Source organism: Psychroserpens luteus, assembly GCF_015319355.1.
GTDB classification, from domain to species: domain Bacteria; phylum Bacteroidota; class Bacteroidia; order Flavobacteriales; family Flavobacteriaceae; genus Psychroserpens; species Psychroserpens luteus.
In genome coordinates this window covers 72292-92973 of the sequence record NZ_JADILU010000004.1, presented here as the reverse complement: position 1 = coordinate 92973, position 20682 = coordinate 72292, and the positions used below count along the sequence as shown (strand labels likewise).

Below are 20682 nucleotides of genomic sequence, written 5' to 3'. Positions count from 1 at the left end.
CATAGATAAAAAGATTGTTAAGAGTAAACAACGCGATTACAATTTAGGTTTTAAATTAGCCTTAGTTACAGAAGTAGAAAAATTTAACTACACTTACAAACAGATTCAAAAAGTATATAGTATACAAGGCAGAAATACTGTTTTAAAATTCCTTAGAAGACAGTATTTTCTGATTTAATCCTAGAGAATATTTATAGAACTTTCTGTAGGGTACTATTGTGGAAGACCTTTTAGGAATTCTTTTTCTGCTCTAGAAAAACGGAGGTGCCATTTGAAACAAATTTTTAATACAGAGAGTTTCTATAATAAAGAACTCCTATTTAAAACTAAAGAAAAGGATTTTATTTAGCATTAAATCAGGGTTTTATGGTTTTTTTAAGTATGGATGCTCCTTACTTTTTTTATGTTTTAAGCTTACTCACTTAAGTGTTTATATGCCTATGTTTGAATAAAAACATGAAATATAAACTATCACATTATCTGGTTTTTTCAGAACCCATAATAAATCAAAATTATAGATTGGTTTATTCTACAGTATCTACTACTCTGACATTATTAAAAATAGAATTGTATGATAAGTTAATAGCTGGTTCTTTTTTTGACATGGATTCAAGCTTCTTGAAAAAATTAATTTCTTTAAACGTAATAGTAGAAGAAAACTTTAATGAGCTCAATCACATTATACAAGAAAACAAAACAGCTATAAGTAATGAGGATATGTTATATCAAGTTATATCTCCATCTGCGAATTGTCAATTAGGGTGTGACTATTGTGGGCAGGTACATACCAAAGATTTATTGGATGAAAGTTTGAATTTGAAAATTTTAAAAAGAATTTCTAATAATTTAAATTTAAAAGAATACAAAGAATTACATATCGGTTGGTTTGGCGCAGAACCTCTAATGGGATTAAAAAATATAAGAAAGCTATCTGTTGAGTTAATGAACCTAGCCAGTACAAAAAGCTGTAGCTATTCTGCAAAAATGGTAACTAATGGTCTCAGTCTGAAAAAACAAATATTTTTTGACTTAGTAGAAAAATACAAAGTAAATAAGTTTGAAATTACTTTAGATGGAACTGAAGAACATCACGACATAAGAAGGCACACAAAGTTAAAAGAAAAGACATTTAAATTAATTTTTAATAATTTAAAAAATATAGTTAATGATGAAAGATTTGATCAGTCTAATTGTTCTATAACAGTTCGTTGTAATGTAGATACTTCAAATTTTGAAAGCACTTATGCTTTAATTGATTTATTAGAAAAAGAAAATATATTAAATAAAATTTCTTTTTACACAGCTCCAATACATTCTTGGGGAAATGATGCACATTTAAAATCATTAACTCATGAAGAATATGCAAAATTTCAAATAGATACTTTTCTAGAACTAATAGAGAAAAAGCATCCATTATCAATATTGCCAGGTGCTAAAACCCATATTGTTTGTACTAGTCTTTACGAGCATGCTGAAGTATTTGATGCTTATGGAGATGTATATAATTGTACTGAAATTTCTCAGGTGCCTGCATATGAAAAAGAAGATTTATACAAAGTTGGTAAATTGAATGATGAGGAATATATAAATAAGAATAGACCTTACTCGTCTTGGAATGATGATATACTAAATGGAGAAATACCATGTACTGACTGTAGAATCCTTCCAATTTGCGGAGGAGCTTGCCCAAAATTATGGAAAGAAGGAATATCTCCATGCCCTCCAATAAAATATAACATTGAAGATAGATTATTAATAGAATTCAGTAAAAATAAAGATAAGTATTTACAATTGTAAATGAGACCTTTTAATAGAGGTGTATGCCGAAAAACCTAGAAAGAGTAGGCGAAAATTTAATTTAATAATTATGAATAAATTAGAAAGTTTGAAAAGAGAGTTCGATGTAATTGAACTAGAAGAAAGACTTGAAATGGTTCAGTTGATTAGCTTAGAAGCTGAAAATTCAACTAATGGATGTTGCTGTGGTTCCGATGGTACTTGTAAGCCAGCATAATTGAATTCAAAGCCCTAGATTAATATCTGTCTGGGGTTTTATTTGAAATATTACTACTAAAAATTGATAAGAGGAATTTGTTGGTCAACAATAGGGGAAAGTCGAAAACCCTCAAAAGAGTAGGCATAAATTTAATTTTATTATTATGAATAAGTTAGAAAACTTAAAAAGAGAGTTTGATGTTATTGAACTTGAAGAAAGACTAGAGATGGTTCAATTAGTAGCTGTAGAAGCTGAAGATGCGACAAACGGTTGTTGTTGCGGTTCTAATGGTGAATGCAAGCCTAAATAATCATAGGATGCCCTAGTGATTTTCTAGGGCTTCTTTTTTAATTATACTTAAAGTTTTATCATAACAATTAAAATTATTTTGAATGATGAAGTGAGTGCAACACATGATTAGTTCACTTACCTAAAAAAAATATTAAAAGTAGTCTCATGAATGGATTAACGAATGGTAATACAAAAATAAATGATTGGTCTTCTGTTGACTCAAAAACTAGACTTCAGTTTTTGAAAGTAATAGCAAATAAAAGAAAGTTAGTCACAGAAAATAGTCATTTAAGTGATGATGATTTTTACAAAAAATATTTATATGATAGTATCAATTCACAACAAAGTTCAGAAAAATATAAAGAGATAAGAAAAAATATAGTTGTAAAAGGAATTGAAAAATTAAAAATAAATGAACCATCATTTTATTGTTCTTTTCATTTAGGGCCATTAATAATTCTGCCTTTCTTTTTATGTGAGAAAAAGGTAAATTTTTTGTTTATAGGAAGCACAGAAGCTTATAACAAAAAAGATCAATACTTAAACTTAGCAAAAAACAACAACATTGATCTTACTGATGAAAATTTTGGAGTAGGTGACACTAGAGCTGGTATGGCAAATATTCTAAAAAAGAGAAAAGAAGGAAAAAGCTTTTTTTCCTATGTAGACATTGGAGCTGGTGCCGATAACATAAAAGAAAATAAGAATAAGGTTCTTGTGAAATTAAACGATGTTGAAATATATGCAAGAAGAGGTATTCCTCATTTAGCAAGTCATTTTCAGATGCCTTTAGTACCAATCTTTACATATTTTGAAGGAGACAAAATTATTATTGAAATTTGTGAGCCTATAATAAGTAATTTGTCAGATAAAAATCAATCTGCTATATATGCAACTCAATATTTATGGGAAATTTTCCAGCCATTATTCAATAAATATCCAACGCAATGGGAAACATTGCACACTATTCATCAATATTATGCAAATCACGAACAAAAAATAGACAAAGAGAAATTGGTTTTAGATAAAAATTATACTTTCAATCAAAAAAAATATGATTTTTTAATTCGTGAAGAAAATTTTTACTTGTTTGATATTATAAATGTTGAGACCATACAATTATCAGAAGCTCTATATGGATTTATAAACAAAATGTATATAAAAGAAATTGTATTAAATGGCAAAGAACTACAATATTTTATAAAGAATGATAACCTTAGAGATAGTCTAATAATTAAAGAAGTTTTTATATAATGGATTTAGTAATTAAAGAACATATCGAGAAACTAGAACTTAGTGATATTGATGATAACTTCATTGTAATTTATGATGATAATTATTATTCAGTAAGTGAATTGTTTTATAAAATTTTACAAGAAATAAAAAGTAATATACACAACAAAAATCAATTTATTAGAGACCATGGAATTAATTTAAACGACTATGACGAGATTCTACAATTAATATCTGATAAAATAGATAAGATAATTACCAAAGAAAAGACATCTAAAAGCTATATTAATTTGGCAATTAAAATATTACCAGAAAAATCTGTCGTTCTATTATCAGAGTATTTACGTGTCTTTTTCGACAAATCTTTTTTTAAATTTTTTTTTCCATTTGTATTGGCTTTGAGTGTTTTCTTGTATTTTTTTACCAACAACAAATACCAAGAACATACCATTTTTGAGGTTACTTTATTTGATACTGTTATTGTTTACTTAGCAATTTTAACAATAATGATTTTTCATGAATTGGGTCATTCCTCTGCATCAAGCCACTACAAGATTAGACCTAAAGAGATTGGTTTTGGATTTTATATTTTCTTTCCAGTACTGTATTCAAATGTTACCAGAATTTGGAAGCTCAATAAGAATAAAAGAGTAATTGTCAATTTGGGAGGTGTTTATTTTCAGGGGATTATCAATTGTTTTTTTTTAGTTTATGTACTGCTATTTAATGAATATAACCATTTTACATATTTAGTGTTATTAGTAATAAAAACGAATTTGTTTGTAATGGCATATTCGTTATTCCCTTTTGTAAGAAATGATGGTTATTGGGTTATTTCAGATTATTTTAATATTCCTAATTTAAATAAAAAATCATATTCTTATTTTATTGAATTAATAAAGAGGAAAGAAAAACTAAATTATTCCATGTTAATTTATAGTATAGGGCAATATCTTTTCGTATTTTATTTAATTCATAAATACTTGCCAAGTATACCAAAATCTATAAATGAATTTTATTCTTCTTTACAAGAAAAAGGATTTATAGACTTAATTATAAATGATTTTGGCATTGTATTTAAACTTTTAATATCCTTAATCATAGCATCTGTGATGCTAGCAACTTTATTTAAATTCATAAAACCAATTTTTAGAAATGAAAAACCCATCGATTAAATTTACAATCTTGATTATTTTATTATCTAGCTTTTTTTCGTGTAATACCCAAAGTAAAGTAAAACAGATTAGTAAAAAGATCAATTTCACTAATTATGAAGGAATTGAATTAGTAGGAAGTCCAACTGTGAACTTAATAGATAGCGATAGTGATTACATTGATATTTCAGCTGATGAAAGAATTATTGATTATGTTAATGTCATAAATGAAGGTGGTGTGTTAAAGATTTTTGTTGATGAAGGTGTTTACGAGGAAAAATGCTCTTCTAAAGGTTTTCTAAGTAATAATAATTATTGTGACATAATTATTAATATACCTTTAAGCGAAAATCTTAATATGATTTCTTTAAAAGGTAATGGAGACATAATTTTAAAAACTGAATTAATAACAGCTTCAGATATTAATTTTTTTCTTAAAGGTAATGGAGATATAGAATCTAAAAAATTAGTTAAAGCTAATAACTTAAGCATAGAATTGGAAGGCAATGGAGATATTAATTTATTTAATTTAGATACTAAAATAATTAATGCCAAATTAACAGGTAATGGAGATATTGTTTTACAAGGTAAGTGTATTGATTTTATTTCCTACGTTGATGAAATGGGAGATATAGATGTTCAAAATTTATCTTTTGAAACAAAAAAAGATGCACAAAAGAATTGAGGTTTGCTATAATTAAAAACAGTAAATATACTTAATTATGAATAATAATATTAGGATGGTATGATAGTATTAATGCTCCAAATAATATTATCAATTTGTAAGGAATTTATATTTTTAAATATTTTGATTATTTAAAATTTCTACAATTTCAAATCATAAAAAGATTATAGTAACTTTCTTTATTCTATTCGTTTGTAGTTTTCTGCATAGATTCTATTACCATCTTCATCAATTTCTATTTGGCTAAAAAAATCTTCATTTATAATAAGTTCATGCTTAAATTCTTTTTTCTCTTGAATAATTCTACTCATCATTTCAGATCCATACTCAAGTTCTTCAATTAATTCAGACTCTTTTATGGAGTATTTTCCATAACCAAACCATTCAGATGAGTCAGAAGGGACATATTTACTCCACATTACTTTATTATGTGTGTACATTTTTACTTGTCTATATCCTTCGGATGTTTTGAAGGAATCAATAACTTTATTGTCTTTGTAATTATAATAACCAACAAGTTCCCAAGCACCTTCTAATGAATTTATAGTTTCAGGATTTGAAACATCTATTACTGCTTCATTAATTTCATTTTTGGGATTTTGCTTACAAGAAAAAACCAATAACATAAATATAAATGATAAGAATAAAGCTTTCATAATGAGATGGTTTTAAGTTGTGAATTGTACTAAATTTACAAAAAAAACACGAGTAATAACTTGTAGTGGAATTAAATTAATTGTTTAAAAAATATATTCCTGATGCGATTACAGCAAGAACGAGTAAAATTAATATAACTATTATGGATTTTGATGTCGCTTTTGTTGTGCTATCTTTTTGTAAAATATAATCTCTTGTTTTTTCTTCTTCTTCCTTTATGAATTTCATGATTTATAGTTTTATTTATTAATATATATAGTTTTTTTATTTACGAATTCTAAGATGCCTTCTCTAGATAACTCTCTTCCGTAGCCTGAAGCTTTAGTGCCTCCAAAAGGTAGTCTAGGGTCAGATTTTACTAGTTCGTTAATAAAGAATGATCCGTCTTCTATATTTGAAATATGTTTTTTTGCATCTTCAATATCATTAGTAAAAATCATTGTGCCAAGTCCAAATTTTGAATTTGAAGCCATATCGTATGCTTCTTGTTTGTCTTTAACTTTTATTATTGATGCTACTGGGCCAAAGGTCTCTTCATCAAATACAGGCATTCCTGGTTTTACGTTTGTGAGAATGGTTGGTTGATAATAGGTTCGTTCTTTTTTATTTCCGAAGTAAACATTTGCACCTTTATTAATAGATTTTTCGACCTGTTCTTTTAAAGTGTTGGCAAGATCTTGTCTTGCCATAACACCAAAATTAGTGTCTTTGTTAGATGGATCTCCAGACTTTAAATCTTTTATTTTAGTGGTAAAATTTTTAAGAAATTTATCATAAATGGACTCTACAACAATAAATCGTTTTGCTGCGATACAACTTTGACCTGTATTCTGCATTCTAGATTTGACTATGGTATCCATATATTTTTCTAAATTTGCATCTTCTAGAATAATACAAGCATTGTTTCCTCCTAATTCTAGCACTGACTTTTTTAGATTTTTACCAGCTATCTCTGCAATTTTTCTTCCAGCTTTTTCGCTACCTGTTAGTGAGATTGCTTTAACAATGTCATCTTCAATGATTTTTTCAATTTGATTATGATCAACAAGCAATGTTTGAAAACACCCCTTTGGATATCCTGATTTTTCGAAAATATCTTCGATGATTAATGAGCAACCTGTTACATTTGAAGCGTGTTTTAATAGTGTTGTGTTACCAGATGTTAATGTTGGTATTGCAAATCTCATGACTTGCCAAAATGGATAGTTCCATGGCATTATTGCTAATATGACACCTAATGGATCGTAACTTATAAAACTTTCTTGAGCTTCTGTTTTTATAAGTTCATCTGCTAGTAATAAATCGGCATTTTTTCTATAAAAGTCACAAAGTAGGATGCATTTCTCTATTTCAGCTTTGCTTTCAGAAATAGGCTTTCCCATTTCGTCAGTTATCAATTTACTGTATGATTCAATGTTTTCATGTAAAACATTAGCAACATTGTCTAGTAGCTTTGCTCTGTCTTTTAAACTAACTAATTTCCATTCCTTAAAAGTGTTATCAGCTGTTTTAAGCATTAAATTTACTTTCTCTGAAGTAAACTTAGTATAACTTTTAATCTTATTATTAGTGTACGGGTTTGTGGTTTCTATTATTGACATGATTTTTGTTTTAAAATTAGTGAGTTGTCCAATTTCAGCTTAACTCATAAGAAAAAAGTATTGACGTTTATACAATTTTGGTTTAAGTCAATATTTATATGATTAGCGTCAACTCAGTTTTGTGATATGTTAGATATTTGTATTGAAACAATTAACAAATAAATTTTAATATCATGGGAAAAGAAAGTAATATAATTATAGGAATTTTAGCAGGTACAGCAATTGGAGCTACATTAGGTGTTTTATTTGCGCCAGATAAAGGAGTAAATACAAGACAGAAAATTGCTGATGAAGCCCTATTACAAAAAGAAAGATTAGCTAGCACTGCTGTAGATTTAAAAGAAAGAGTATCTGCAAGTGCTAATGATTTAAGAGATAGAGTAGCGACGACTGTTGAATCTCAAAAGCAAACTTTAGATGAGAAGGTTGAAAGTATCGTAACTGACGCGAGCCACAAAGCAGATGACGTTATTACAACGTTAGAAAATAAATTGGCAGAGTTAAAGGCTAAGAATAAAAAACTACAAAAAACTTCATAATAAATGACTGTTTTTGAATCTTTAAACGAAACTACAGATAAGGCAACAGACACTGCAGAGCGATATGTTAAAGCCTCGAAAGAATACTTTAAGTTAAAAGTGTTTCAGCAGCTAACATTGATTTTAAGTTTAATTACAAAATTTGCAGTTATTGGAGTTCTATTAACACTAGGTTTTATTTTTATGGCTATAGCAGGTGCAATGGCTTTAGGAGAAGCGCTAGAAAATATGCCACTTGGGTATCTAATTGTTGGTTTTGTGTTTCTTATCATTTCTCTAATTGTTTATTACTTGAGAGAAAGGATAAATACTAAAATCATTAGTTCTGTAGCCGATAAATTTTTTGAAGAGTAAATATGAAAAATTATAAAACATTTGATGACATAGATTTTAATCTAAAGCGTTTAAGCTTAGAAAGACAGATAGCGCTTGAGGAACTTAAAGGTGTTAAAGGTGAAATTAAAAATGATTTGGCTCCTTATCATTGGATGCAAACTGTAGTCAAGTATGCTACTAAATTTAGTTCATTTATGATTCTCAAGAAAATTATCAAATAAGATATCATTAAAAAATAATAAATAAAAAAGCACAGATTGTATAATCTGTGCTTTTTTTGTTTGCGAATTTATTTGAGTAATTTATATGTAATGATATAATTATTTTTATACTATTAAATAAATGAAGCTTTAAGCTGCAGATTCTTCAACGATTAAATTATTAAGTGCGTTTTTTCTGTATTCGTTAGGAGTGACGCCATACTTTTCTTTAAATATTTTAGAAAAGTAACTTCTACTAGTAAATCCAATACTATAAACAACTTGCGATACATTTAAATCTGCCATACGCATAAGCTCGCGAGAAGATTCTAATCTTATATGTCTTACATACTCTGTAACGGTTCTATTATATAAAAACTTAAAGCCATCTTGTAACTTAGCTTGAGATAAACCAGATTCTACAGATAATTGGTCTAAAGAATAATTATATGAAGGTTCTTTTATAATCTTATTGCCTAATTTTCTAACAATCTTTAATTCTGTTTTAGATAAAGACGTAGGCAATTGAACACCTCTGTGAAATTTATTATGTTGTTCTATATGTAAGGATAACATGTCATATATAATAGATTCAATTTTGAGAATACGAACCATACCTTTGGACTTGATCTTTTTAAGTTTTTTAGTATAATCAGACATTCTTAAATTTAGTGCACCATAATGAGAAAATCGGCCATCATGATCTGTATCAACAAACACCTCATGTAAGCGATTATTTAATGACGATACATTAGTGGTTCTCTTTTTTAAAAATTTTTTTCTAACAATTTGAATACTGCTAATTTCTAGTTTTTTATGCTTCGGAAAATGAACATAGTTATATCCTCCAGTCTTATTAGTGAAAATTAATGAGTGAAATTGCTCTACTAATTTTTCTTCATTATTGATGCCAAATCTATGTTTGAAGTCTCCATTATAATTGTAGATAAAACGAATTGGATTAAACTCACTTGCTTTAATTTTTAAAATAAACTCTTTAAAAAAGGTAATATCAAAAACAAGGAGGTTAACTCCCCAATCAAAAGGAATATGTTTAATCGTCCCTTTTGCATTTTCATTATCAAAAATAAGATTAAATTCATTTGATGTCTCTGTTATATTACCACCCAAAACATCTTGTATTTGATGTAAAGTGTCTTTAGAGCTCTCAGCAATAATTTCAATTTCAATCATGACTCAGTCGTATTAAATTTTAATTATGTTTAATTCAAAATGCTTAATCACAAATTTAATCTTAAATAACTATGGTGTGGCAAGTTTAATTTTTTTTTTAACCAACCATAACGGAAAACGTCAAAGTATTAATTAATAGAGCACTTAAATTGGTTTTAAGTAAAATATATTTGTTTTGGTAGCATACACTTCAATATTTATGAAGTTGGTTGGTTAGTAGAAACTCAGTGATATTAATATTACTGAGTTTTTTTATTTGCGTCAATATCTATTTAGATAGAGCACTTTTGAGCATTAAAAATATGGTAATTTTAAATATTATCATTTAGGTCGATATCTAAGTGATAGGTTGATTGGTTAGATAAACCTCAGTGATTAAATCACTGAGGTTTTTATAGAAATTTAAAAATATTTGTACTATGAACATATTTGAAGCTATTAGAAAAGATCACGACATTCAAAGAGAATTGTTAGACAAATTAGTTAAAACCTCTGGGGATACTAAAGAACGTGATGAGATTTTTAAATCCTTAAAATTAGAATTAGGAATCCATGCAGACGCAGAAGAGCGTCATTACTACAAACCATTAATTGACTCAGATATGATGCAAGATAAAGCACGTCATGGTATTGCAGAGCATCATGAGATTGATGAGTTAGTTGAAAAATTAGAAGAGACAGATTATGATTCTCCAGCTTGGTTAAAAATCGCTAAAGATTTAAAACATAAAGTTGAGCATCATTTAGAAGATGAAGAGCATAAGTTTTTTCAATTATCAGGTAAGGTTCTAACTGATAAACAAAAGTTGGATTTAGCAAAAAGTTATAACTCTTACATGTCATCTCACAGGTAAAATAATGGCTGAAAGGAAATTAACAGCGTCATTACTTAAAAGTATTGACAGAAATCCAGAATCTGCCATTGAAAAGTTAGATTTGGTTTATGTTAATGCACATCAATTATCTATTCTTCGGAAGAAGAAAGGAGAGCATTTTACGTATCTCAATAATGGGGAATCAATTTCTCAGACTACTCATATAGAGAGAATAAAATCACTTGTCATTCCTCCAGCATGGAATAATGTTAAGATTTCAATATTACCAAACGGTCATCTTCAAGCTACAGGCAGAGATACTAAAAACAGAAAGCAGTATCGTTACCATCCTGTATGGAATAAAATAAAAAACCAGACTAAGTTTTTCAAAATGGCAGAGTTTGGTGCTTCTCTTCCAGACATTCGTAATCAAGTAGAAAAGGATATCATCCAAAAAGATTGGACCAAAACTAAAGTATTAGCTCTTGTTGTAAAACTTATGGAAGAAACCCATATTAGGATAGGTAATGACTATTATGCAAAAAAGAATAAAACTTACGGTTTAACAACACTTAGAAATAAACATGTTCATTTATTTAAAGATCGATTAAGATTCGAATTTGTTGGAAAAAAAGGTAAAGAGCACAGTATAACACTTCGAAATAAAAAACTCGTTAATTTAGTAAGTAAATGTGAAGATCTTCCTGGTTGGGAGTTATTTCAATTTTATGATAAATTTGGAGAAAAGCATAGGGTTGATAGCACTATGGTTAACGATTATTTAAAAGATATTACCGGTAAATCATTCACTGCAAAAGATTTTAGAACTTGGTCAGCTAGCGTTATATTTTTTGAAACGTTAATGGATTACGATAGGCCAATTTCAGAAAAACAAATAAAAAACAATTTATTGACTGCTTTTGATTCTACTGCTACTGCTTTAGGAAACACGAGAAATGTATGCAGAAAATATTATGTACATCCTATTATAGTGTCATCTTACAAGAACGATACCTTACACGATATTTTTACAACTATTGAACCTTCTCCTATTATTTCTACACATTTAACACCTACAGAAAACTCGGTGTTAGAACTTATTAAGGGTTACAAGCCCAGTATTTAGTTAAAATTTTATTAACGTATTGATTGAGTTAAAACTTGAACTAATCAAAGTAATCAACACTATATAAGTATTGTAATTTAGCATTGAAAGAAAGTTAATCTATTAACTATGATGCAAATCGATGGACATCAATAAATAAACTATCGTATAATTTAAAGCAAATGAAAATGAGCACTTACACAGAAGAAGTTGGAAAAAAATTAAACGATTTATTAGAAAAAACATACGATGCTGAGAAAGGTTTTAAAAAAGCAGCAGAGAATGTTGAACATGCAGCCTTGAAATCATACTTCAGCCAAAAAGCACAAGAACGTTATAACTTTGGGCACGAATTAAAAAGTGAATTGAAAGCTTTTAATCAAGATGTTGATAAAGGAGGAAGTTTAACAGGAACAGTACACAGAGCGTGGATGGACGTGAAATCTTTATTCTCTGCAGATAACGAAGAGTCCATGTTAGAGGAAGCTATAAGAGGAGAAAAAGCATCGATAGATGAATATGCAGAAGTTTTAAATGAGACAAGTTTACCATCATCTACAAAATCAATCTTAGCTACTCAAAAAAGCACAATTGAAAACGGATTATCAAATATTAAAACATTAGAAGATTTGAGATAATCACTAATAAATTTTTAATTAAAAAAGGCACCTTTTAGGTGTCTTTTCATTTGAAGACGTTATTATTCTGTTTGAGTTAATCAAGACTTGTAATTTTCATTTACTTTATAAAAAAATATGTTTTATAAACTATCTAATACTTGCGATCAACTAGATATTCAAAATGAATTTAGAACTCCTTTTAAATATCCAAATTTGTATGAACCTAAGGCAATAATAAATGGTTTAAATGAATCGAATGTACCAATTATAACTTCGGAAAAACCAGCAACTATTGATTATGCGATTTGGGGATTACTCCCTCAAGGTTACGAAGATGATTGGGACACTTTCCAAAGTTTTACAAATACTCTAAACACGAATATAGATGACGCTAATTTAAATGAAGAGATTTATTCAAAATCATTAGATGAAAGACGTTGTCTTATTGTAGTTAATGGATATTTTACATCAAAATTAGTAGAAGGGAAATTGCAACCACATCATATTCATTTAAAAAACCATAAGCCATTTTGTATCGCTGGAATATTTAATAAAATAAATGATGGCTTTTTGACTTGCTCTTTATTAGTTACAGATGCAGGAGTTGAGTATGATCACATACCCAATATAGGCAAACAGAAACCTTTAATACTAAAACAGAAAGATCACGAAGCTTGGTTGAATTCTAATTTAAAAATAAAAGATTTAAAATCATTAGTGAATTCGCATGATCGTTATAAGTTTATCTCTCATCCTATAGAAAATAATTTTTATAAAAACTCTAAGTTGTTTAATCGCATCGTTAACAGTGATCAATATCAAACAATTATGCATGTATCTCGGAATTAGTGTAAGAGTTAATGTTAACATGAAATGAGCTAAGTAGGTTGGCTTGATTTTGCGATATTTGTTATGTACTGAGCTGATAGTCAGTTTGGTTATAACTTTAAAAACTTAAAATTATGTTACGTTGGACAATCACATTTATAATAATCGCAATTATCGCAGGAGTACTAGGATTTGGAGGAATTGCAGGAGCAGCAGCAGGAATTGCTAAAATTATATTCTTCATATTTATAGTATTATTTGTACTCTCTTTATTCAAGGGTGTAATAAAAAAATAATCATTAACTAAAAACAATCAATTATGAAAAAAATAGCAAAAGTATTCTTAGTATTATTTACAATTTCAACAGTATTTACAAGCTGTAGAGAAACAACAGGAGACAAAGTTGAGGACGCAGTAGAAGATGTGGCAGATGACGTAGAAGATGCTGTAGATTAATAAATTTAATTAAAATAGATAAGCCTCAGGAATGAGGCTTTTTTTTATCAAAAATTAAGTTTTAAAAGATATGAAAACATTTCTGTTTAATAATAAAAGAGCTATTTATGGAGGAGTTATTACCTTTTTTATAATTACTACTGGAGTATTTTTATTAGGTAATATATCTGGATATGAAGCTAAAAATTTACTAGAAGCCTCTCTTTCGGGAATAAATATGTTGTGTAATACAATTGTGTTAGCATCAGCAACAATTTTAGCTTTACTTCTTACTTTATTAGGAATTAGTTCTGGTACAGAATCTAAATTAAAAGATGGACATTATCTTGAAGTCCTTAATATAGCTAAGATTGATACCATTTTATTTATTGTAACACTTATTATGTTTCAGCTTTTTAATATTCCAATAACAGAGTCTAGTGAAGTGCCAACTGGTTGGTTTAGCTTCATTTACTGGATAACTTTATTCATATCATCTGTATTAAGTGGTGCTATGGTAGTCGTTATATTAATGCTTTACAATACTGTAACAAATATTATTTTAATAGTTGGCTTAAAGCAAGATCATGAACTCATCTATAAAGAAGAAGATCTTGAGGAACAAAAAGATAAAGCCAACTCTTCTAATGACTAAGAGTTAGATAATGTTTGTTTTTAATAAACTGAGCTCTATATGCAGTTGGATTGCAGTCATATTTTTGTTTGAAAATTTTACTAAAATAACTTCTACTAGTAAAACCTACACTATACACAATTTCAGAAATGTTTAAATCTGAATTAAAAAGTAGATCTTCAGATTTCTCCAATCTTACATTTCTTGTGAAATTTGAGACTGTAGTTTTATGTAAAGCTTTGAAACCCGTTTGTAACTTTGTTTGTGATATAAAAAAATGTGAACAAAGCTGTTCTTGAGAATGATTTAAACTTGGGTTTTCTATAATATGATTACTAATGGTTTTTATTTTTTTTATTTCAGAATTGGATATGCTATAATTAACTTCTTTGTTAAACTTTACTATATATAATTGCTCAATATGATATGACAATATAAGTTGATATCTACTTTGTAATTCAAGAGATGATGTTATACTCTCATTATTTAATTGTGAATTAATTGTTCTTAGTTCTTTAGAAATGTTTAAGCTAAAAGAGCAATCTAACTGTTGCTCTTTGAGTGTTTCAAAAATTGTATGAAGATTATGCAAAGGTCCATTAGCAATACTAAGATTTAAAACAAAATTCTTTACATAAACATCTTTATCTATAGTTATAATATTACACTTAAAAGGACGTCCTTTTTTTATAATTAATTGGTTATGATTAGATCTACAAGATAAAAAAGAGAATGTTCTTAACTCATTAACTTGAAATGGTTTCTTAGAGTTGTTCAAACTATGATAACATTTACCTTCAAACGTATAAATAAAGTAAAGCGTATCTTTTTTATGTGATATGTCAATTATTAAATCATCATTGAGACAGACATCGAAATTGATGACTTTTAATTGATTCTCGAAAGTTGTAGAATCAATTTTGCCACCACCATAGCTATTTTTAATTAGTAGTTCTTTTGTACCATTAACAGTATGATTGGATTCAAAATCAATAGATTCAGATACAAAGTTGAGTAACTGGTCTGAAAGGGAAATATCTTTTTGTTCAATCAAATTCACATTTTCTAAATGAGAGAAAGATTGTTTTGCTAGAGGTTTGTGTTTTACTTCAATTATTTCAATAGTCTTCATGCTAAGTTTTTTCTTAGTAATTATTAAATAATTTAGTTAGTAAGTGTGATTATTAGCGGAACAACAAAAAAAGAAGAAAGCATATCAATTGATTAACAAAATAGAAACTTTGTATAGCACTATTGAAATGTTATTGAAAGTAAAAACCTATCAATTTTTATAGTATTAAAGTGTGATTTGTTGATTTTAATGCGTTAAGCTGATTGGTTTTCTTTGTTTCGTACATTAGATATATATTCACTTGGTGAAATGTTGAATTTTTCTTTAAATAATTTTGAGAAGTAGCTGCGACTATTTATTCCAATTTTATATGTGATTTCAGTGATGTTTAATTCAGAATTCTCAATTAATATTTTTGCCTTATCCAAACGAAGATTTTTGATATAATCATTAACTGAGGTTTGAAATAAGTTTTTAAAACCATTTTGTAGTGTGTTTTGATTAAGTCCGACTCTTTTTGCTAAGGAGTAAACGTTAATTCTAACATCTAATTCTTCTTTAATAATAGCTACAGCATTTTCGATTTTATCAATGGTAGCTTTTCTAAGCAAGGTTTTATTTTTGGAGTCATCTCCATTATTGAAAGATTGTAATTGAGAGGTTAATATTTCATAGGCTTTACCTTCTAAATAGATGGGTTTCATAAACTCTTCTAATTCACATTGTCTAAATTCTTCAATAAATTGAGCAATTTCTAATGAGAAATATTCGGTATGATGAATTAAGTTAACACCATTAACATCTTTAAAGATGAGTTGTAAATCTTCAGACATGGTATCTACTATACTCATCAGTTTTTCCTCAAATTCTCTTCTATTTATGAGAATAATAAAAAAACTATAAGGCTTATTTTTTTGGAATTTAAAGCGATGTGTATTAGTAATAGCATTAGAAAACATACAATATTGAAATTTGTTTACGCTATGTTTTTCTCCACTCTCAGTAGTTTGATGTAATAAAATAGAATCTATATTAAATAATAGTTGAAGCGTATTAATATCTTGTTTAATAAACTCTAACATTATTTTTTTCTTGGATGTTATATCCACTTCAATGACAGATAAGCCATGAGAAAACTGAATACCTCTTATATAACCACTACCAAATTTTTTGTCAAGATCAATACAATAATCATCACCTTCATTAGTATATTCAATATCTAACTGCTTAGATAATGATGAAATTATACCTAAGATATTTGTATCATTTATAGTGACGGTTTTAATCATTTGACTTGGTGCTTAATTATTTGCAAAACTAAATTTACTATATAGTTAACATATAAAGGCCCTTTATATATATCTCTTTTCGTCTATTCCTTTACTGTTCGGTTCTAGTAGTTTTTCTATTTCCGAAGAATTATGTATTTGATAAAACACATCGCTTAAAATAACAATAGGGTAGGTGAGTACCTCAGGACTACTATTTAAAACTTTAATCCAATCTGTTTCGCTCAACTCCACATTAGAATCTTTGTATGCTGTAAAATCAAAAGATTTTTTATCTACCAGGTTGTCTATAGTTACATCAAGATTTTGAGCAATTTCTTTCCATTGCGTACCTGTAATTTTAGTTTTAGTAATATCAATATCTAATAAGTCTTTATGTGATGCTTTTAGATATGCCAATGTCTTTTTGCCAATAGAAGACTTAGAACTATAATATATTTTATTCATGTTATCGTGTTTTGCTATAATTCCCATTCTATATTTTTATTAAAACAAATATAATTTACAGCATTCTTTGGCCTTAACTCAAACTCAATAATGATTAACTCAATTGGTGGGTTTTTACTATTGAAAAATCAAATAAAGGTATTTCAACTGTTAATAACTTTGATGTAAGCTTTTCATCAAAAATCCTACTTTTGTTAATAATAAACCGAATACAAAAAAGAAAACATGTCAGATACAATAGAAAAAGTAAAATGTTTAATCATAGGTTCTGGTCCTGCTGGTTATACAGCAGCTATCTATGCTGCAAGAGCAAATATGAAACCTGTTTTATATCAAGGAACACAACCAGGCGGACAATTAACAACAACCAATGAAGTTGAGAATTTTCCTGGATATCCAGATGGAATTACTGGACCAGCAATGATGATGGAACTCCAAGCACAAGCACAGCGTTTTGAAACAGATGTACGTGATGGTTGGGTAACTAAAGTTGATTTCTCTGGAGATGTACATAAAGTATGGGTAAACGAAACAAAAGAAATTCACTGTGATACTGTGATTATTTCTACAGGAGCTTCTGCAAAATATTTAGGTTTAGACTCAGAGCAGAAGTACCTTAAATTAGGTGGAGGCGTTTCTGCTTGTGCTGTTTGTGATGGATTCTTTTATAGAAATCACGAAGTTGCTATTGTTGGAGCAGGAGATAGTGCATGTGAAGAAGCACACTATTTATCAAAGCTTTGTAAAAAAGTAACAATGTTGGTACGTAAAGATGAGTTCAGAGCTTCTAAAATCATGGCAGCTAGAGTTAAAAACACACCAAACATTGAAATTTTATTCAATACAGAAACAGAAGAAGTTTTAGGTGACGGACAAGTAGTAACAGGTGTTAGAGTCGTTAACAATAAGACTAATGAAAAATCAGAAATTCCTATAACAGGATTTTTCGTAGCTATTGGTCACAAGCCTAATACAGATATATTTAAAGACTATTTAGATTTAGATGAAACAGGTTACATTATTAATGCAAAACCAGGAACGTCTAAAACAAATGTAGAAGGTGTTTTTGTAAGTGGTGACGCTGCAGATCATGTATACAGACAAGCAATTACAGCTGCAGGAACGGGTTGTATGGCTGCTTTAGATGCAGAACGTTATTTAGCTGCAAAAGACTCTACATTTGAGGTTTCTACATCAAATTACAACTAGGTAAAATACCTGATTTTTAAATAAATTGTAATAAAAAGCCGAAGTTTATACTTCGGCTTTTTATTTATGTTTTAAATTATATTGACTTCGGAAACTTGATAACTCTACTTCTCTTTCTTTTGTAGTTTAACTGTTCCAGTAAAGCTGTTAATTGAAATTTTTGGATTTCCGAAGAGATAAATCTCACTAGCTCCAGTAGCATCAATTGTAATTGCATCTATAACTTCTAAATAAACATCACTATCCATTTCAGCAAGAACAGTGCACGATTTAGCTGTTAAGTTTTTACCATTAAATTGTGAGTTATTATCTGTTCTAAGATTGAGATTTGTTACTGTACCTTCAATATCTGCACTGGCACGTTGATATAAATCCATTTTTACATCTGTACCATTTATTAAAGCATCCATTTTTGTGTTATCACTAATTTCTATGGTAACGTTAGTCGCAGTAATATTAAGCTTAACCTTAGCTTTTTCTGTACTTACAAAACTAAAGCTGTTCGCTTTAATATTAAGGTATGCTCTAGCAGATCCACTAGTTTTTAGTGAAGCATTATTTAACTCTAATGATGTTAATGAGCGAATCTCTGCATTTTCTTTTATTTCAATATCTGAGAAAGCATCTCCATAATTGACTTTAATATTAAGTTTTCTAGCACGAATTTCTTGAGTAGTTGTAATGGTGAGAACGCTATCAACAACTTTTATATCAATATACTCATGTAGGTTACCATCTGTTTCAATTTCTACCGAAGGCTTTTTGTTATAATAAAGCTCAATTTCAAAATCTTTTCCAACAACGATTTTCTTAAACCCATCTATGTAAGTTTGTTCTATCGTTAAGTTTCTATCACCTTTTATTTTTTCTTGTTCTTGAGCAAAACTAAATGTGCCAAAACCAAATACTAGTAATAGAAGTAAAGTAATGTTTTTCATTATAATTTGTTTGTTATTAGAACAAATATAAAACAAAAACCATCCCAAACTTGATTTGAGTTTGAAATGGTTTTAAAAAAACTAGTGATTGGTTGGGTTTTTTATGGGTTTATTGCTTTCGTATATTACCAGAGACAGCATCAGAAATGCTTTCGTTTTTTGGATTTCCGTAGTATTTAATATCTCCACCACTAGTTGCGCTAGCTGTAAATTTTTCTTCAGCATGTACAACAATATCAGCTCCACTAGTAACAGAGGCTGTGCAGTTTTGTGATATAAGGTTTTGAGCATCAATATCACTTCCGCTAGTTGCAGATGCACTTAGTTTTGTCGTTGTACCTTTTACTTTAATATCACTTCCGCTAGTAGATTCTAATGTTGTGGATTGTGCTTCTAGATCAAGCTCAATGTCTGCTCCACTTGTTGTGCTTATTGTTATAGCATCTGCCATAATTGTATTGGTAGAATACACTTCGCTACCACTTGTAGCACTAATTGCGGTTAGATTTGCAACGTTAACCATTATTTTTTTAGATTCTGATTTTCTAATGTTGTTTTCAGCATAGATTTTTAATACACCATTTTCAATTTCGGTAATAATAAGGTCATGTAGATTTTCATCTGCTTGAACTTTTAATGATGGAGAATCGCTTTGTGTGAGATATACATCTAGACCTCTACTTGCTTCTATTTTAGTAAAGTCTTCTGTTAATGTACGGTCTTTGGTTGATACATTTCCGTTTCCTGTAACTCCTGAGTTTAAGTTAATGTCAAAATTACAAGAAAATAGCAGTAAACTCATTAGTACTGCAATTGTGATTTTTGTTAATGTTGTCATGATTGATTGTTTTTAATTGATGATTAATATTGTTATTACATTTGATGGTCAAAGCTTATAACACGCTTTAAATACCATTTATCATTTTCTAAAATCCATAAGTGTGAAAATTTTGCGGTACTACCAGAAACTTTGTTTCCGTTGGTGGTTTCAAAGAACTTGTGGATTCCGTTTTGTAATGCTCCATATAATTTACCGTTATTGTATAATGGGAACATTTCTAAATTGCCAACTAATTCTCTTGTGGATTTAGTTGTATTATTTGAATTACAAATTCCATCTTGCATCACTTTTATAAAGGCCTCTTTAGAGTCTAAAATTCCTGCTTTGTCATGGTAAAATTCAAAATCTTCAGGAATTAGATACTCAAGGTGTTGTAATTCGCAATGGTTAAAAGCACGTTCAAATATTAAGCTATCATTAGCTTTTAATGTATTATAGACTTCAGAATATTCATTTGACTGAGCACTGAGGCTGAATCCTATTCCGAAGAAAAATAAAATTAGATGTAAATACTGCTTCATTTTTTGATTGATGATTATGGTTCAAATATTAAAAAATTGGT

At 28.5% G+C, this 20682-nt stretch carries 27 protein-coding genes and 1 pseudogene; 18 read left to right on the top strand and 10 right to left on the bottom strand.

The features are described from left to right. Position 1: 1 nt before the first annotated feature. From IM744_RS20660 to IM744_RS10250, 7 genes and pseudogenes are all read left to right on the top strand, one after another. A pseudogene (locus tag IM744_RS20660) lies at positions 2-160 on the top strand (IS3 family transposase); the annotation flags it as partial. 296 nt (positions 161-456) lie between these two features. Beyond that, a complete protein-coding gene (locus IM744_RS10275; protein WP_194508057.1) occupies positions 457-1797 on the top strand; it encodes a radical SAM/SPASM domain-containing protein in 1341 nt (446 codons plus the stop codon). 70 nt (positions 1798-1867) lie between these two features. Next, positions 1868-2014, top strand: a complete 147-nt coding sequence (locus tag IM744_RS10270) for a hypothetical protein (protein ID WP_194508056.1) — start codon at positions 1868-1870, stop codon at positions 2012-2014. A gap of 145 nt (positions 2015-2159) precedes the next feature. Beyond that, positions 2160-2306, top strand: coding sequence for a hypothetical protein (locus IM744_RS10265; protein WP_194508055.1), 147 nt, complete (start codon positions 2160-2162; stop codon positions 2304-2306). A gap of 146 nt (positions 2307-2452) precedes the next feature. Then, a complete protein-coding gene (locus tag IM744_RS10260; protein ID WP_194508054.1) occupies positions 2453-3541 on the top strand; it encodes a hypothetical protein in 1089 nt (362 codons plus the stop codon). Then, on the top strand, positions 3541-4695 hold the full coding sequence (locus IM744_RS10255; protein ID WP_194508053.1) for a hypothetical protein: 1155 nt from the start codon (positions 3541-3543) through the stop codon (positions 4693-4695). The genes IM744_RS10260 and IM744_RS10255 overlap by 1 nt, the downstream gene beginning before the upstream one ends. After that, positions 4676-5359: a GIN domain-containing protein gene (locus tag IM744_RS10250; RefSeq protein ID WP_194508052.1), complete on the top strand. Its 684-nt coding sequence runs from the start codon at positions 4676-4678 to the stop codon at positions 5357-5359. The genes IM744_RS10255 and IM744_RS10250 overlap by 20 nt, the downstream gene beginning before the upstream one ends. A gap of 179 nt (positions 5360-5538) precedes the next feature. Here IM744_RS10250 and IM744_RS10245 read toward each other — a convergent pair whose 3' ends face one another. The 3 genes from IM744_RS10245 to IM744_RS10235 all read right to left on the bottom strand — a co-directional run bounded on the left by IM744_RS10245 (position 5539) and on the right by IM744_RS10235 (position 7617). After that, positions 5539-6015, bottom strand: a complete 477-nt coding sequence (locus IM744_RS10245; RefSeq protein WP_194508051.1) for a hypothetical protein — start codon at positions 6013-6015, stop codon at positions 5539-5541. A 76-nt stretch (positions 6016-6091) separates the two neighbouring features. Further along, on the bottom strand, positions 6092-6244 hold the full coding sequence (locus IM744_RS10240; RefSeq protein WP_194508050.1) for a hypothetical protein: 153 nt from the start codon (positions 6242-6244) through the stop codon (positions 6092-6094). Between the two features lie 11 nt (positions 6245-6255). Beyond that, positions 6256-7617 carry an NAD-dependent succinate-semialdehyde dehydrogenase gene (locus tag IM744_RS10235; RefSeq protein WP_194508049.1) on the bottom strand — a complete coding sequence of 454 codons (1362 nt, stop codon included), beginning with the start codon at positions 7615-7617 and terminating at the stop codon, positions 6256-6258. 173 nt (positions 7618-7790) lie between these two features. Here IM744_RS10235 and IM744_RS10230 point away from each other — a divergent pair, with 173 nt between their 5' ends. Genes IM744_RS10230 through IM744_RS10220 form a run of 3 tightly spaced genes read left to right on the top strand, consistent with a single transcriptional unit; the run spans position 7791 to position 8713 of the window. Then, positions 7791-8156: a YtxH domain-containing protein gene (locus tag IM744_RS10230; protein ID WP_194508048.1), complete on the top strand. Its 366-nt coding sequence runs from the start codon at positions 7791-7793 to the stop codon at positions 8154-8156. Between the two features lie 3 nt (positions 8157-8159). Further along, the gene (locus IM744_RS10225) at positions 8160-8510 is read left to right on the top strand and encodes a phage holin family protein (RefSeq protein WP_194508047.1); all 351 of its coding nucleotides are present in this window, start codon (positions 8160-8162) and stop codon (positions 8508-8510) included. Positions 8511-8512: 2 nt separating this feature from the next. Then, complete coding sequence (locus IM744_RS10220; RefSeq protein ID WP_194508046.1) at positions 8513-8713, top strand: hypothetical protein; 201 nt, start codon at positions 8513-8515, stop codon at positions 8711-8713. A gap of 129 nt (positions 8714-8842) precedes the next feature. Here the strand turns inward: IM744_RS10220 and IM744_RS10215 are convergent, their stop codons facing one another. Continuing rightward, a complete protein-coding gene (locus IM744_RS10215; protein WP_194508045.1) occupies positions 8843-9886 on the bottom strand; it encodes a helix-turn-helix transcriptional regulator in 1044 nt (347 codons plus the stop codon). A 419-nt stretch (positions 9887-10305) separates the two neighbouring features. Between IM744_RS10215 and IM744_RS10210 the strand changes: the two genes are divergently transcribed. From IM744_RS10210 to IM744_RS10180, 7 genes are all read left to right on the top strand, one after another. Further along, entirely contained in the window at positions 10306-10740 is a 435-nt protein-coding gene (locus IM744_RS10210) for a hemerythrin domain-containing protein (RefSeq protein WP_194508044.1), read from the top strand. A gap of 4 nt (positions 10741-10744) precedes the next feature. Next, positions 10745-11827, top strand: a complete 1083-nt coding sequence (locus IM744_RS10205; RefSeq protein WP_194508043.1) for a DNA topoisomerase IB — start codon at positions 10745-10747, stop codon at positions 11825-11827. A 167-nt stretch (positions 11828-11994) separates the two neighbouring features. Continuing rightward, the gene (locus IM744_RS10200; RefSeq protein ID WP_194508042.1) at positions 11995-12444 is read left to right on the top strand and encodes a ferritin-like domain-containing protein; all 450 of its coding nucleotides are present in this window, start codon (positions 11995-11997) and stop codon (positions 12442-12444) included. A 117-nt stretch (positions 12445-12561) separates the two neighbouring features. Then, positions 12562-13275, top strand: a complete 714-nt coding sequence (locus IM744_RS10195; RefSeq protein WP_194508041.1) for an SOS response-associated peptidase family protein — start codon at positions 12562-12564, stop codon at positions 13273-13275. 113 nt (positions 13276-13388) lie between these two features. After that, on the top strand, positions 13389-13550 hold the full coding sequence (locus IM744_RS10190) for a DUF1328 family protein (protein WP_194508040.1): 162 nt from the start codon (positions 13389-13391) through the stop codon (positions 13548-13550). A 23-nt stretch (positions 13551-13573) separates the two neighbouring features. After that, a complete protein-coding gene (locus IM744_RS10185) occupies positions 13574-13711 on the top strand; it encodes a hypothetical protein (protein ID WP_194508039.1) in 138 nt (45 codons plus the stop codon). 70 nt (positions 13712-13781) lie between these two features. After that, positions 13782-14345 (top strand): hypothetical protein, encoded by a 564-nt coding sequence (locus tag IM744_RS10180; RefSeq protein WP_194508038.1) that lies wholly within the window; start codon positions 13782-13784, stop codon positions 14343-14345. Here IM744_RS10180 and IM744_RS10175 read toward each other — a convergent pair. The 3 genes from IM744_RS10175 to IM744_RS10165 form a co-directional block, all read right to left on the bottom strand. Further along, positions 14335-15456 (bottom strand): helix-turn-helix domain-containing protein, encoded by a 1122-nt coding sequence (locus tag IM744_RS10175; RefSeq protein WP_194508037.1) that lies wholly within the window; start codon positions 15454-15456, stop codon positions 14335-14337. The two genes, IM744_RS10180 and IM744_RS10175, sit on opposite strands and share 11 nt — an antisense overlap. Before the next feature lie 194 nt (positions 15457-15650). Beyond that, positions 15651-16685 (bottom strand): helix-turn-helix domain-containing protein, encoded by a 1035-nt coding sequence (locus tag IM744_RS10170; protein WP_194508036.1) that lies wholly within the window; start codon positions 16683-16685, stop codon positions 15651-15653. Between the two features lie 63 nt (positions 16686-16748). Beyond that, the gene (locus IM744_RS10165; protein ID WP_194508035.1) at positions 16749-17132 is read right to left on the bottom strand and encodes an arsenate reductase family protein; all 384 of its coding nucleotides are present in this window, start codon (positions 17130-17132) and stop codon (positions 16749-16751) included. Between the two features lie 225 nt (positions 17133-17357). On the opposite strand from IM744_RS10165, the gene trxB reads away from it, so the two are divergent. Next, positions 17358-18341, top strand: coding sequence for a thioredoxin-disulfide reductase (gene trxB / locus IM744_RS10160; RefSeq protein WP_194508034.1), 984 nt, complete (start codon positions 17358-17360; stop codon positions 18339-18341). Positions 18342-18445: 104 nt separating this feature from the next. Here trxB and IM744_RS10155 read toward each other — a convergent pair whose 3' ends face one another. From IM744_RS10155 to IM744_RS10145, 3 genes are all read right to left on the bottom strand, one after another. Next, complete coding sequence (locus IM744_RS10155) at positions 18446-19279, bottom strand: GIN domain-containing protein (RefSeq protein ID WP_194508033.1); 834 nt, start codon at positions 19277-19279, stop codon at positions 18446-18448. Positions 19280-19388: 109 nt separating this feature from the next. Further along, positions 19389-20117, bottom strand: a complete 729-nt coding sequence (locus IM744_RS10150; protein ID WP_194508032.1) for a head GIN domain-containing protein — start codon at positions 20115-20117, stop codon at positions 19389-19391. Positions 20118-20152: 35 nt separating this feature from the next. Beyond that, complete coding sequence (locus tag IM744_RS10145; RefSeq protein ID WP_194508031.1) at positions 20153-20641, bottom strand: nuclear transport factor 2 family protein; 489 nt, start codon at positions 20639-20641, stop codon at positions 20153-20155. Positions 20642-20682 lie beyond the last annotated feature (41 nt).